Annotated in this window: 14 protein-coding genes; all 14 read right to left on the bottom strand. The window is 62.9% G+C overall.

Going from position 1 to position 14,048, the window contains the following annotated elements:
* Positions 1 to 63: 63 nt before the first annotated feature.
* The gene (gene cheD, locus BHMPCIPO_RS04085) at positions 64 to 618 is read right to left on the bottom strand and encodes a chemoreceptor glutamine deamidase CheD (protein ID WP_173515582.1); all 555 of its coding nucleotides are present in this window, start codon (positions 616 to 618) and stop codon (positions 64 to 66) included.
* Positions 615 to 1,004, bottom strand: a complete 390-nt coding sequence (locus BHMPCIPO_RS04080; RefSeq protein WP_034851752.1) for a response regulator — start codon at positions 1,002 to 1,004, stop codon at positions 615 to 617. The genes cheD and BHMPCIPO_RS04080 overlap by 4 nt, the downstream gene beginning before the upstream one ends.
* Entirely contained in the window at positions 1,004 to 2,065 is a 1,062-nt protein-coding gene (locus BHMPCIPO_RS04075) for a protein-glutamate methylesterase/protein-glutamine glutaminase (protein WP_173515581.1), read from the bottom strand. Before BHMPCIPO_RS04075 ends, BHMPCIPO_RS04080 begins: the two co-directional genes overlap by 1 nt.
* Complete coding sequence (gene cheR, locus BHMPCIPO_RS04070; protein ID WP_173515580.1) at positions 2,062 to 2,970, bottom strand: protein-glutamate O-methyltransferase CheR; 909 nt, start codon at positions 2,968 to 2,970, stop codon at positions 2,062 to 2,064. Before cheR ends, BHMPCIPO_RS04075 begins: the two co-directional genes overlap by 4 nt.
* A complete protein-coding gene (locus BHMPCIPO_RS04065) occupies positions 2,967 to 3,437 on the bottom strand; it encodes a chemotaxis protein CheW (RefSeq protein ID WP_173515579.1) in 471 nt (156 codons plus the stop codon). The genes cheR and BHMPCIPO_RS04065 overlap by 4 nt, the downstream gene beginning before the upstream one ends.
* A 5-nt stretch (positions 3,438 to 3,442) precedes the next feature.
* Positions 3,443 to 5,731, bottom strand: a complete 2,289-nt coding sequence (locus BHMPCIPO_RS04060; protein WP_173515578.1) for a chemotaxis protein CheA — start codon at positions 5,729 to 5,731, stop codon at positions 3,443 to 3,445.
* A gap of 19 nt (positions 5,732 to 5,750) precedes the next feature.
* Entirely contained in the window at positions 5,751 to 6,116 is a 366-nt protein-coding gene (locus BHMPCIPO_RS04055; RefSeq protein WP_025425897.1) for a response regulator, read from the bottom strand.
* A gap of 3 nt (positions 6,117 to 6,119) precedes the next feature.
* On the bottom strand, positions 6,120 to 6,413 hold the full coding sequence (locus BHMPCIPO_RS04050) for an STAS domain-containing protein (RefSeq protein WP_173515577.1): 294 nt from the start codon (positions 6,411 to 6,413) through the stop codon (positions 6,120 to 6,122).
* A 41-nt stretch (positions 6,414 to 6,454) separates the two neighbouring features.
* On the bottom strand, positions 6,455 to 8,068 hold the full coding sequence (locus tag BHMPCIPO_RS04045; RefSeq protein WP_173515576.1) for a globin-coupled sensor protein: 1,614 nt from the start codon (positions 8,066 to 8,068) through the stop codon (positions 6,455 to 6,457).
* Between the two features lie 689 nt (positions 8,069 to 8,757).
* On the bottom strand, positions 8,758 to 10,146 hold the full coding sequence (locus tag BHMPCIPO_RS04040) for an FGGY-family carbohydrate kinase (protein ID WP_173515575.1): 1,389 nt from the start codon (positions 10,144 to 10,146) through the stop codon (positions 8,758 to 8,760).
* A gap of 4 nt (positions 10,147 to 10,150) precedes the next feature.
* Positions 10,151 to 10,465, bottom strand: coding sequence for an L-rhamnose mutarotase (gene rhaM, locus BHMPCIPO_RS04035; protein WP_173515574.1), 315 nt, complete (start codon positions 10,463 to 10,465; stop codon positions 10,151 to 10,153).
* A gap of 7 nt (positions 10,466 to 10,472) precedes the next feature.
* Positions 10,473 to 11,477, bottom strand: a complete 1,005-nt coding sequence (locus tag BHMPCIPO_RS04030) for an ABC transporter permease (protein ID WP_173515573.1) — start codon at positions 11,475 to 11,477, stop codon at positions 10,473 to 10,475.
* On the bottom strand, positions 11,477 to 12,457 hold the full coding sequence (locus BHMPCIPO_RS04025; RefSeq protein ID WP_173515572.1) for an ABC transporter permease: 981 nt from the start codon (positions 12,455 to 12,457) through the stop codon (positions 11,477 to 11,479). The genes BHMPCIPO_RS04030 and BHMPCIPO_RS04025 overlap by 1 nt, the downstream gene beginning before the upstream one ends.
* Positions 12,454 to 13,950 (bottom strand): sugar ABC transporter ATP-binding protein, encoded by a 1,497-nt coding sequence (locus BHMPCIPO_RS04020; RefSeq protein ID WP_173518075.1) that lies wholly within the window; start codon positions 13,948 to 13,950, stop codon positions 12,454 to 12,456. The genes BHMPCIPO_RS04025 and BHMPCIPO_RS04020 overlap by 4 nt, the downstream gene beginning before the upstream one ends.
* Positions 13,951 to 14,048: the final 98 nt, after the last annotated feature.

Below are 14,048 nucleotides of genomic sequence, written 5' to 3'. Positions count from 1 at the left end.
ACGTGGCTCGGAGCTTCGGTAGAAGGTCGTATTTGCGGCCTGCGAGGCGCCTGCCTCGCGGGATCAGAAGAATTCAATCGAGCTTTCGGCCGGCTTCGGCGCGACGATCGGGCGTTCCTCCATCTGTACGGTGCGCTGCGTCTCGACGCCGGTCAGGGCATATTGCCGGGCCCGGCCGCTGGACGGCCAATATTCGAGCTTGCGGCCGTGCTCGCCGCCGGTGCTCTCGCCAACGATGCGGATGCCTTCGTCGAGCAAGAATTGCCGTGCGAAGGCGGCATTCTGTTCGCCGACATTGGAGAAACGCGCAATCGTCTTGGCGCCGCCAAAGATCTTGGCTTCGAGACGATCTCGACGTGCGCCCTGCTTCAGCAGTCCATTGATCAGGAGTTCCATGAGATGGACCCCGTAGCGCGTGGCGTCGCCGCCGGAAGCGGGCGACGTCGCGGAACCAGGCAGCAGGAAATGGTTCATGCCGCCGACGCCGACCACGGGATCGCGCATGCATGCAGCCACGCAGGAGCCGAGAATAGTCGACAGTACGATATTCGGATCGTTGAAGACCTTGTACTCGCCCTGGATGACATGCACGCGCTTGCCGGCGGCTTCCATGTTCATTTGAGCGCCCCGAATACCGCCTCGATCGCAGCCTTCATCTTTTCGATGGTGAAGGGCTTGGCGAGTACGTTGTTGGCACCGAGGGCCGCCGCCTTCTGGACCAGCGCGCGATCGCCCTGGGCCGTCAGGATGATAAAGGCCGCCTTCTTGGTCGTCGGGTTGGAACGGACCGCCTGCAAGAGGCCAAGACCGTCCATCTTCGGCATGTTGAAGTCGGAGATCACCAGATGATGCGGGTTCTGGGCCATGATCTTCATGCCCTGCTCCCCGTCACCGGCAGCGGTGATCTGCTTGAAACCGAGCTGCTGCAGGGCATCACCCAGCAGCAGGCGGCTCGTCACCTGATCGTCGACGATCAGAACTTTGATTTTTTCGGCGATGGACATTATTCGCTTCCTTCCTTGCGGAGCGCCGCAGCTTTCAGGACCTCCTCCCCGATGGAACCGAGGGGAAGCTGGGTTTCAACGGCGCCCAATTCATAGGCGACTCTCGGCATGCCGTAGACGACGCATGTCTTTTCGTTTTGTCCGAAGGTCTTTGCTCCGGCATGCCGCATTTTCAGGAGACCGGAGGCGCCATCGCGCCCCATGCCGGTCAGAATGACGCCGATCGCGTTGCGGCCGGCGAGTTCGGCAACGGAATCGAACAGCACATCCACCGACGGGCGATGGCCGTTGACCGGATCGCGTTCGACCAGGCGGCAGCAAGGTGCCGTCGCATTCGCGACCTGCAGATGGCGCTCGCCGCCGGGCGCCAGGTAAACCTTGCCGATTTCGAGCCGCGCGCCATCCGTCGCCTCCTGCACCGTCGGCGCGCACAGGCGGTTCAGCCGCTCGGCAAAGCTCCTGGTGAAGGTGTGCGGCATGTGCTGCGTGATGACGGTCGGCGGGCAATTGGCCGGGAACTTCTGCAACACCGTGATCAACGCCTCCACGCCGCCGGTCGAAGCACCGATGGCGATGACCTTGCGACCGGCCCGGTATTCCGAAGCCGTGTTCGCATTGGCGGCAGCAGGCGAGCCCGCGATCTTGTTACCGGTGATGATGAACTTGCGCTGCGAACGAGCGGCCGCCTTTACCTTGTCGACTAGGCCGGCGAAGGGATGCGGGTCGCCCGGATGCGGCTTGCCGACGCAATCGAAGGCGCCGATTTCGAGCGCGGCGATCGTCGCTTCCGCGCCCTTGTGCGTCAGCGTCGAGACCATGATGACCGGCATTGGCCTCAGCCGCATGATCTTGTCGAGGAATTCGAGGCCGTTCATGTTCGGCATTTCGATGTCGAGCGTGACGACGTCGGGGTCGAGCTGCTTGATCGCCTGGCGCGCTTCCATGGCATCGGCCGCCTGGCCGACGACGGTCACGTCGGGGTCGGCATTCAGGACAGCGGTAATCAGGCCACGCATGGTGGCCGAGTCGTCGACGACGAGAACACGAGCGGGAGCTGTCATGCCCGTCCTCCATGAAACTTGCCGGTATGGCGGTAGGTGGTGATGCCGATGTTGTCGAAGTGCGACTTGGCGTCACCCGACACCCGCTCGGAATGGCCGATATAAAGATGACCGTCAGTGTTCAGCATGCCGGCGAAGCGCGACCAGATCTTCATCTGCGTCGGCTCGTCGAAATAGATGACGACGTTGCGGCAGAAGATGACGTCGAACGGACCCTTGAACGGCCACTGCGCCATCAGGTTCAACTCGTTGAAGGTGATCAGCCGCTTGACGCGGTCATCGATCTGCCACTTGAAGCGGCCGCCGACATTGACCTCGGAGAACCATTGCTTGCGCATCGCCGGGTTGACCGTTTCGAGCGCCGTCGCGTCGTAGGCGCCGGCGCGGGCGAGCGCCAGGATCTTCGGATCGATGTCGGTCGCGAGGATGCGGAAGTCGTAGTCGGCCGCGTTCGGTAGCAGCGACAGAACGGTCAGCGCGATCGAATAGGGCTCCTGCCCGTCGGAGCAGGCGGCCGACCAGATGCGCACGCGACCGCCGGCCTTGGCGCGTGCGATCAGTTCCGGCAACACCTCGGTCTTCAGGTGCTCGAAGTGGTGGTTCTCGCGAAAGAACCGCGTGAAGTTGGTGGTCAGATGCGAAAGCATGTCGCGGCGCGCGGCGGCACCGGCAGGTGAAGCAACCAGTTGGCAATAATCACGGAAGCCCCTGAGCCCGAGATTGCGGATATGCTTCGACAGCCGCGAATAGACCAGCGACGCCTTGCTCTCGTTGAGATAGATACCGGCATCCGCATAGATCATCGCGGCGATCTCGTTGAGGTCACGACGGGTCAACGGATACTCGCCGCTTGCCAGGCACTCGTCCGGCGACAGCTTCTGTTCGAATGCGACCTGGTTCCTCATGCCGCTTCCCTTTCTTCCTGTGGGAAGATGGCTTCCAGCTCGATGAGGCAGATCATCCGGCCTTCGATCGCGAGCACGCCGCGGGCGAAGCTCTTCTCAAACTCCGAGGACACGACATCCGGCGTCGGCTGGATCTTGTCGTTGGTGATCGTCAGGATGTCGGAGACCGCGTCCACCAGAAGGCCGACGACCTGGCTCTTCACCTGCGCGACGATGATGACGTGGCGGACCGTCGGATCGGCCGGCGTCATGCCGAGACGGGCCGAAAGATCGACGATCGGCAGCACGGCGCCACGCAGATTGATCACGCCGAGCACATAGGACGGCGCATGCGGCATCGGCGTCGCGGGTGTCCAGCCACGGATCTCGCGCACCGACATGATGTTCACGCAGAATTCCTGAGCGCCGACGCGGAAAGCGATCAGCTCCCGTCCATCCGTCGTCAGATTTTTTGCGGCATAGGTCATTGTCATTATCCGACTGCAGCAAGTGACATTTCAGGCTTCAGCGACTGCCCGCGCGAGGCGGCGACGATCGCATCGACATCGAGGATGAGCGCCACGCGGCCGTCGCCGAGAATGGTCGCGGCGGCGATGCCCGGCACGTGGGTGTAGTTGGCTTCGAGGCTCTTGATCACCACCTGGCGCTGCCCTTGGATCGCATCGACCATCAGGGCGCGCTGGCCGCCGCCTTCCGATTCCACCAGAAGTGCGACGCCCTCGACCGGGTTCGCCTGGATGGCGCGGAAGTTGAGGATGCGGCCGACGTCGACGAGGGGGCAGAAGGAGTTGCGGATCGAGATCAGCCGCTGGTTGGCGCCGAAGGAGTGGATCGCCGACGCTTCCGGCTGCAGGGTCTCGACGATCGCGGTCAGCGGCACGACGAGCGTCTGGTTGGCGACGGTGACCACCATGCCGTCGAGTACGGCGAGCGTCAGCGGCAGGCTCATGGTGAAGACCGAGCCGTGGCCCGGTTTCGAGGAAATGTTGATGCGGCCGCCAAGCGCCTGGATCGAACGCTTGACCACGTCCATGCCGACGCCGCGGCCGGAGATGTCGGAGATCTTGTCCGCCGTCGAGAAGCCGGCGTGGAAGATCAGGTTGTCGATCTCTTCGTCCGAAAGATTGGCATCGGCGGCGATCAGATCGTTGTCGATCGCCTTCTGGCGCACCTTCTCGCGGTTGATGCCGGCGCCGTCGTCGGCAAGTTCGATGACGATGCGGCCGGAGCGGTGCTTCGCCGTCAGGCGGACCGTACCTTCGGCGCTCTTGCCGGCGGCAAGGCGCTTCTCCGGCGTTTCGAGGCCGTGGTCGACCGCGTTGCGGATCATGTGGGTCAGCGGCTCGGCAAGCTTGTCGATAACCGTCTTGTCGACTTCGGTGTTTTCACCCTCGGTGATGAGGCGGACCGACTTGCCGGTCATGTCGGCGATTTCGCGGACGATGCGCGACATGCGCTGGAACACCGGCTTCACCGGCTGCGCACGGATCGCCATCACCGAGTCCTGGATCTCGCGGGTGAGCTGCTGCAGCTCTTCGAGGCCCATGTTGATCGAGGACGTGCCGTTGGTGTCGTTCTCGACGACGCTTTGCGAGAGCATCGCCTGGTTGATGACGAGCTCGCCGACGAGGTTGATCAGCCGATCGACACGGTCGAGATCGACGCGGATCGTCGGCGTGGCGGCCGATGCGGCGGCCTGTTGGCCGGCAGCGCCCTGAGCAGCGGCACTGGCGGCGGGTGCTGCCTTCTCGGCCGGGGCGCGGGCTGCGGATTGCGCCATCTGCAGCACGTTGCTGGCAGTCCCCGCAACCGAAACCGCGGCGTTGCCGAGCTGCTGGGACGCGAGCTGTTCTTCCTCCTCGACGACACCGACCGATACCGCCGGCTCGTCATCGAGGATCGACAGATCGAAGGGCACTGGCTGCATCGGCAGCTCTTCGTCGGACGACGCAGCTTCGTCCGACGCGAGGGAAATCTCCAGGTCGCAATCCCACTCGGCGAATTCGAAGACGGCACGGATCGCGTCCTCGCCCTTGTCGGTCGCGAGTTGGATCTTCCAGAAGAAGTAGGCGCTCTCCGGACTCAGCCGATCGAGTGTCGGCAGCGCTTCCATGTCGCAATGGATGCTCATATCGCCAAGGCGGGAGAGGTCGCGCAGAAGCAGCGTTGCCTCATTGCCCTTGGCATAGAGATCGGACTTCGGCCTGAAGACGATCTCGTAGGTCGGCGTTTCCATCAGCGGCGGTTCTTCGGCCGCTTCGAAGTCGTCGAAGGAGAAAGCGACCGGCTGGAAGCCTTCCTCGTTGACCGGCGGCGCGGCCACGGCGGCAACGGGTTTGGCGACCACTTCGACCGGCGCTGCGGATGCTTGCGGCACTTCGCCGTTCGCCAGAGCTTCGAGTTCCTTGATGAGCTGTCGGCTGCGCGCCTCGTCGACGCTGCCGCCATCGCGAGCGGCATTGGTGAGATCGGCCAGCACGTCGGCCGACTTCAGCATGACCTTCAGAACTTCCGGCCCGGGATCCAGCCGGTTGGAACGAACGCAATCAAGGGTCGTCTCGAACACATGCGCGAACGAGACGAGGTCGTCGAGCCCAAAGGCACCGGCACCACCCTTGATCGAGTGCACCGCGCGGAACACCGCATTGACCGTTTCCGGGTCGCGGTCGCCGTCATTGAGCTTCAGCAGACCCGATTCCAGCTCGGCGAGTTGCTCCTCGCATTCCTGGAAGAAGATCTCTTTGATTTCGTTCATATCCATTGGAGGCTATCCCCGGACTTCAGGCCGTTACGCGCTCGATTGCGTCGATGAGTTTCGTCGGGTCGAACGGCTTGACGATCCAGCCGGTTGCGCCCGCCTGACGCGCACGGTTCTTCTTTTCGGCATCACTTTCGGTGGTCAGCACCAGGATCGGAATGGCGCGGTAACGATCGTTCTTGCGCACGCCTTCGATGAACCCGAAGCCGTCCAAACGCGGCATGTTGATGTCGGTGACGATCACATCGGGATTGGCTTCCTCGAGAACCTCGAGGCCCTCGACGCCATCCTCGGCCTGGATCGTTTCGAACCCGGCATTGTTCAACGTGACCAGCAGCATGTTTCGGATCGTCCGGGAGTCGTCGACCGTCAGAACTCGCTTCTTCATTTCTCAAATCTCCTTGGCCACCAGATGGTCGATCTCGACCCCGATGAGCTGTGTCGTTTTCTCGAAAGCGTCCGACACCTTGCTGAAGGTGAAAGACAAATGATCCTCTTCCCAGGTCTTGGCGCCGGCCATCAGCACCTGAACGCAAAGCGTCCCCACCCGCTCGACCGCCGAAGCGTCGATCGCGACGTCGCTGCCCTTGAGAGCGAGCAGCTTCTCATGCAGCGTCGTCGCCTCGTTAAGATCCAACACCGGAGCGAGGCTGAGCGTCTTTTGAGCGGTCTTGTTGCTGGCCATTCCTGTCTTCCTCGACTGCTAACCCTGTGCTGTTCTCGAAATCAGCGCTGCCATCCGGCGAGCTGCCGCTGCGGTCCGTCGTCGAACAGCGCAACCGTCGGCTCCTCGGCAATCACGCCCGGAGTCGGCCTGTGCGGCTCGCGACCGGCGGCTGACGAAACGGGATGACGCCGCTCCAGGCGGAACCGGCGGATCGTTTCGCCAAGCTCGACGATGACGGTGTGGAGATCGTCCGACGAACGGGTGGCTTCGCTGGCCAGGGCGGCGCTTGCTTGCACGCGCTCGGAGATCGTGCCGATCTCGGCAGCGACGCCCCTGAGATCACCGACCTGCTGCTCCGCTTCGCGGGCGATGCCGGAAACCGCCGAATTAATCGACGTGACCTGCTCGACGATGCTGCTGATCGCGTCCTGGGTTCGGCCGACGATCTCGACGCCGGTCTCGACCTGGGCCTTGGTGCCGGAGACGAGCTGCTTGATTTCACGGGCCGCCTCACCGGAGCGCTGCGCCAGGGCACGCACTTCCTGGGCGACGACGGCAAAGCCGCGACCGCTGTCGCCGGCCCGCGCCGCTTCGATGCCGGCATTGAGCGCCAGCAGGTTGGTCTGGAAGGCGATCTCGTCGATGACGCCGATGATCTGGCCGATCTTTTCGGCCGAAGCTTCGATATCGGCCATGGCGGTGATCGCCTGGCCGGCGATCTCGCCGCTGCGCTCGACGGCGATACGAGTTTCGTTGGCCTTCGTTTCCGTCGCGCTGATGCGGCCGGAGCCGGATGCCATGCGGCCCGCCATGTCCGAGAGCGCCGCAAGTTGCCCGGACAGCGCATTGGCTTCGGCGCCCGCCTTGTCCGAGAAAGCGGCTGCGTTTCCACGCATGTGATCGACCAGGGCCTCGGCAGAACGATTGTGGCGATCGGATGCCTGCAGGCTCTGCTGAATCTGTTCCAGTGCCGTATTGAGGCTGGCAACGATCGGCTGGTAGGCCTCCGCTGCCGCTTCCGGCAGCCGCGCGCCGAGATCGCCCTGACTCAAGCTCTCGGCAAAGTCGCCGAAGAGCGCCTTGACTTCCTGTTCGTCGGCGCTGCGCTGCTCGGTCAATTGCCGCTGGTGCTGCTGGCGAAGGGCATTGAAACGGAGCGAGACGCCGATCTCTGTGTCGACGAAGACCGTACGCACGAGCGCGGCGACGAGGTCGCAGAGCTCACGACGACGTGCCTTGCCCATCGGCAGGAAGGATCTCGGCCAGGCCTCTTCGATGAGACCGACGAGGAGATGTTCGAGCACGACCGCATGGCTTGCCATCTGCCAGCGCGGATCGAGACCCATGCGGCTGGCCGTATCGGCGAGCACCTTGACGCGCTCGGCATAGAGCCCGTCGAAACGCGCGTCTGTCAGCACATTCCAGTGCGACGATTGCAGGTCTTGAAGACGATCGATCTGGCGATCGCTGTCGAAATGGCGGGCAGCATCGGGATAGGTCTGCAGGCGCTGGAAAAGGTCACGAAGCGCCTGGTCGATGCGGGGGGAAAGCTTCTGTCTGTGGTCCCGGACGCGGTTGCAGCTCTCGTCGTCGAGCCCGGCAAAACGCAGGCGCTCCAGCAGGCTGCCTGCCTGGCCTTTCCTTGCCTGTTCTGACGACGCTTCCTGCCTCAACGCTGATCCCCGGGTATTTGCGCGTTCGGAATTTGCCTGGGAGGATCAAGGGGAGCTACGGTCCACCAGACGTGCACGCCACATTGATGAGATCAGCCCCCGCCGGCGGCGTCTGCCATCGTTCATCCCGCAAGTAAATTCGGTGAAGATTGGATACCGGACCGGAACCGGTACGGCGGGGCGGCATCATGCCTTGAGGAGACTTGTGAATTATCCCATTCCGACGTGTGGGACCATGTTTATGGTTAATTCCTTGCTTGAAGGTTAACGGTCCCTCGCCTCAAATCGGATTCACTAAAGTTCGCGGGGGTGTTTTAGCGGGTCGTTCTTGCGCTGCAACAAAACTGTAATATAGCCGCCGAACTACAACAGGTTCTCAATCACAAGAGTTTAGAATTGCACTTGCACTTGCGCTCGCGTATCGAAGCGAAAGTGGAGTGGGCGCTGCATGCGCGAGGAAACCTTCGCACCAAGCAAAGCGACATCATGACGATGCGCTTACGGGAAACGAACAATGATTGTTCTTGGAATCGGCGCCGCTCTCACCGCAATCCTGACAATGACGGCAGTATCGATCGTGCTCAACATCGAACACAACCGATCGGCAAAGCGCAGTTCCGTGTTCTGATAGGACCAAGGTCCGTCTCTTACTGGCACAACCAAGCATGTCTATGGCCGAGGGCGCTGCTCTACAGCCGCTTTTCTTTGCCTGCATGGTCCAGTGCCGCCTTTCGCCACGCCCTTGCATAATTTGCGAAACTCTCGGGAACCTCGCCCGCGAGTGGCTGAACGCCGGTCCTGACCTTGGACCCCGCGACCAGGCTTGCCGCGCCAAGGCTCGTACCCGTAACATTCTGGGGATCGGCGAAGACCGGCCGACCGGTCGCCGCTGCCAGCATGCGCAGATAGGCCGTATTGACCGCAAACGGTCCCTCGACGACGATCTCTCCGCGCGCTCCGATCAGATCGAGGCAGGTGGCCGTCATCAACGCCAGGTGAAACGACACGACGGCAAAACGCTCGGCGGGGCCAAGCGCCTTCTCGCCGGTCGTCCAGATCGCCTTCGAAGCCGGAAAGGGACCGGAGCCCTCGGGTATCGACGGCAGCAGCATATGGCCGCCTTTGGCGACGGCCGCCTCCACCTCCGGCGATGCGGGAACTGCCCCTTCCCCCAATAGAAGCTGGAACGCCCGGCCGCCCATGAAGCGGGCCGAGGGCACGGGATCGCCAAGCGCATTGACGTTGATGAGCGTGTCGCGATGTTCGTCGAGTGGCTTCGGCTCCGCGCCGACCGCCAGCATGACGACCCAGGTGCCAGTGGAGACCACCGTGAAGGGCGAGGCACGCGTCAGCAGATGCGGGAGCAGAGAGGCGTTGGAGTCATGGATTCCGCAATAGACTGAAGTCTCGGCAGCAATCCCGGTCGCGGCGCAGAGTTCCGGCCGCAAGGTGCCAGCGATATCGCTTGCCTTCAGCACCGGCGCGAAAAGCGGCCGCCAGCCCTGGCGCTCGACCAGGGACGAGAAGGTCCCGGCTCGCGGGTTCCAGAGATCCGTATGGCAGCCGAGCGAGGTCAGTTCGTTGCAGAGCACGCCCGTCAGGCGATAGGTCCAGTATTGCGCGTAGGTGAGGATCGAGGAGACCCGCGCAAAATCATCCGGAAAGGTCTTCTGCTGCCAGAAGAGCTGCGCACCGACATTGAGGCCCATCGGCAGGCGCGCGGAACCGGTCTCGGAAAACGGCGGCCGCACCGCATCATATTCAGCGGCAAGGCCGTCGGGACCGACATATTCGTAATCCAACACCGGCAGCGCCAGATCGCCGGCCGCATCGAGCACGACAGCCGTCGCGCCATGGGTGGTGATCGAGATTGCCTCGAAGGCGTGCTCGGCATTCAGTGCCGCCAGACTGTCGAGCACGAAGGCCCAGAGATGCTCGATATCGAAATGCGGATAGGGACCGTCGGTGAGCACCGCATTCGCCGTCTTGCGGACGGCGATCTCCTCGAAACGGTCGAGATCGACAGCCGCGACCTTGGCATTGGTCTTGCCGATATCGATGACGCCAACGACCCGCATCACATCAATCCATATGAAAGACGGTCTTGAGCGGTACGGCCACCGGCTCGTTGTCGGCTTTGGTTTCCATGATATCGGCCATGTAGGCCCACCATTTCCGCATGATCGGATGGGACGGCAGGTCGGCCATGCGGTGATCGTCGGTCCGCCAGAGCACGCCGAAGAGCAGGTTCGTCTCCTCGTCCAGATGGATGGAATAATCGGAGACGCCGGCCTCCTTCAAGAGTGCCGCCAGCTCCGGCCAGATGGCGTCGTGCCGCGCCTTATATTCGGCCGCCATGCCCGGGTTCAGCCGCATGCGGAACGCATATTTTTCCATTGTAACCTCAATGCGCAAGACGGTGGCGGGCGCGCCGCCAGAGGATCGGAAGTGCGATCACCGAGATCAGCAGCAGGCCGATGAAGATCGACATGACAATGCCAGGCACGTTGAGCAGGCCGAAGCCGAAGGTCACCATGCCCATGATCAGCGCCGCGAGCACGACGCCGGGAATGGTTCCGGAGCCGCCGAGAATGTTGACGCCGCCGAGCACGACCATCGTCACCACTTCGAGCTCCCAGCCGAGCGCAATCGACGGGCGGGTGGAGCCGAGGCGCGAGGTCAGGCAGATCGAGGCGAGCCCCGCCATCAGCCCGGTCAACAGGAATAGGATGAACTTGATGCGCCCGACCCGGATGCCGGAGAAGAGCGCCGCCGTCTGGTTGTTGCCGATGGCATAGACCGCACGGCCGAAATTGGTCTTGTGCAGCACGACGCCGTAGACGACAGCAAGGACCACGAAGAGCGTGAACTCGAAGGAGAACACCCACCAGACATATCCCTGGCCGAACCAGGAGAAGCTGTCGGGATAGCCGGTAAAAGCCTGATCTCCCAGGATGATGAAGGAGAGCCCGCGGAAAAGGCTCATGGTGCCGATGGTCACGACGATGGACGGCAGCCCGAGACCGGTGATCAAAAGGCCGTTGATGGCGCCGCAAAGGAGGCCGACGGAGAGGCCGATCGCCACCAGCGCCGGCGTATCGAAACCGAGCTGGACGGCATAGCCCATCGCCGTCGAGGCGAGCGCGATGACCGAGGCCACCGAGAGATCGATCTCGCCCGCGATGATCACCAGAGCCATGGCAAAGGCGATCATCGCCTTTTCGGTGAAGTTGAAGGTCGCGTCCGAAAGGTTCCAGGGATCGAGGAAATAGGGCGATGCCAGCGAGTTGCCGAGGAAGATCAGGCAGGCGACGACGAACAGCAGGCTTTCCCAGCTCTTCAACAGGCGCGCGCCGCGGCCTTCCAGCCGATCGGGGATGTTGCGGGGGGTAAGGTGGGTCTCGGCCATCAGACAGCCTCCGCCTTTCTCAAGATGACACGTCCCTTGCGCCGTTCGGCGCGAGCGTTGACGGCGACGGCAATGATGATGACCATGCCCGAAATCGCCATCTGTGCGAAGGGCGAGATGTTGATGACCGGCAGGGCATTCTTGATCACGCCAAGAAACAGCGCGCCGAGCACGGCGCCCGCGACAGAGCCGATACCGCCGGCGATCGATATGCCGCCGATGACGCAGGCCGCGATTATGTCGAGCTCGAAGCCGGCAGCGATGTCGACATAGGCGACGGCGTAGCGCGACACCCAGAGGTAACCGGAAAGCCCGGCGAGCGCACCCGAAAGGCAATAGGCCGAGAAGCGGGTTCGGCCGACGTCGATGCCGGTATAGACGGCCGCATGCGGATTACCGCCGACGGCATAGAAGGCGCGCCCGAGCGCCGTCCGGCTCATCAGCAGGAAGATGAGCCCGATCATGACCAGCGATAGCCAGGAGAGAACCGGAAATCCGACAAGCTCGTCACGCGGCAGCGCCTTGAACGCGTCGCTCATCTGATGGGCATTGATCCACTTGCCGCCGCTCAAGAGGAAGATCAGGCCGCGATAGATGGTGAGGGTGCCAAGCGTGACGACGATCGGCGGAATGTCGAGCTTCCAGACGAGCGCTCCGTTGATCATGCCGAGCGCGGTGCCGAGCGTGATCGCTGCAAGGATGATCAGCGGGATCGGCAGGCCCGGAAAGGCGGCGTTCAGCATCGCTGCCACCATGCCCGAAAGCGCCAGGTTGGCGGCCATCGAAAGGTCGATGCATCGCGTCAGGATCACGGCCATCTGGCCAAGCGCCAGAATGATCAGGATCGACGTGTCGTTGTAGACGCGCGCGAGATTGGCGGGCGCCACGAAGGGGGGAAAGCGCAAGGTGATCAGCGCGAGCAGAACGGTGATCGCGCCGACGAGCAGGAGCTCACGATTCTTGAGAAACTTCGCCATCACGCGGCCTCCCGAATGCCGGCGGCAGCGCGAACCAGCTTTTCCGCCGTCAGTTCGGCGCGCTCGAACCGCCCGGCGATCCGGCCCTCGCGCATGACGATGACGCGGTCGGACATGCCCATGATTTCGGGGATTTCCGACGAGACCATGATGACGCTGAGGCCTTCGGACGCCAGTTCGCTCATGAAGGCATGGACCGCCGCCTTGGAACCGATATCGATGCCCTTGGTCGGCTCGTCGAGAATGATCACCTTCGGCCTCGTCGCCAGCCACTTGGCGATGACGACCTTCTGCTGGTTGCCGCCTGACAGCGTCCCGACATCCTGGTCGAGCGAAGCGGCGCGCAGATCGAGACGCGAGGTGTATTCGCGGGCAAGCGCGAACTCGTTGGCAAGTTTCAGGAAACCCGAGCGCGAGGTGCGCGACAGCGACGGCAATGTGACGTTCTGGAAGATCGGCAATCCGATGATCGCACCCTGCCGGCCGCGCTCTTCGGGCACATAGACGATGCCGCTGCGGATCGCTTCGGACGGGCTGCGGATCACCAGCACCTCGCCGTCGAGCCGAACCGCACCGGCGGAGGGCCGGGTGACGCCGATCAGCGATTGCATGAACTCCGAGCGGCCGGCGCCGACGAGGCCGTAGAATCCGAGGATTTCGCCACGGCGAAGCTCGAAGTTGATGTCCTCGAATTCGGTCGGGTGGCGGTAGCCCGAGACGGTCAGGATCGGCTCGCCGATCGCCACTTCCTTTTTCGGGTAGACCGAGCCGACGGCGCGGCCGACCATGAGGCGCACCAGCTTGTCCTGGCTGACATCGGCGATCAGCCCCTCGTCCACCATGGTTCCGTCACGGAAGACAGTATATCGATCGGCAATGCGGAAGATCTCGTCGAACTTGTGGCTGATGAAGAGGATCGCCTTGCCGTCGGCCTTAAGCCGCTCGACGAGAGCATAGAGTTCATGGATTTCCTTGTGCGACAGCGCGGCCGTCGGCTCGTCCATGATGACGACCTGGGCGTCGACGGAAAGGGCGCGGGCGATCGCGACGAGGTGTTTCCTGGCAATGCCGAGATCACGAAGCCGGATCGTCGGATCGAAATCGGCACCGGCTCGCGCCAGCAGTGCGCGCGCATCGGCATTAAGCTTCTTCCAGTCGATCAGCCCGAAACGGTTGCGCGGGGCGTGGCCGAGGAAGATGTTCTCGGCAACCGAAAGCTCATCGAAGAGCACGGTTTCCTGGTGGATGGCGGTGACGCCGGCGCGGGCCGCGGCAAGCGCCGTCGGGAAATGCACCTCCTGATCGCCGACGGAGATCGTGCCCTGGTCCGGCTGATATATACCGGTCAGGATCTTCACCAGCGTCGATTTGCCGGCGCCGTTTTCACCGATCAGGGCGGTCACCGATCCCGGATAGAGCGACAGCGAAACGTCGGAGAGCGCCTTGACGCCAGGGAAGGACTTCGAGATCCCCTTGAGCGCGATGGCGGGCTTTATCCGCGATGTGAGCGTATCCTGGAGCAAGAGTCAGTCCACCAATCCAGTCGTTTCGATAACGCAAGGGCTGCGGCAGTTTGGGCTGCCCCTCACCCTAA

Source organism: Ensifer sesbaniae, assembly GCF_013283665.1.
GTDB lineage: Bacteria > Pseudomonadota > Alphaproteobacteria > Rhizobiales > Rhizobiaceae > Ensifer > Ensifer sesbaniae.
Note: the sequence above shows the minus strand (reverse complement) of the source record. Positions and strands in the feature narration are given on the sequence as shown.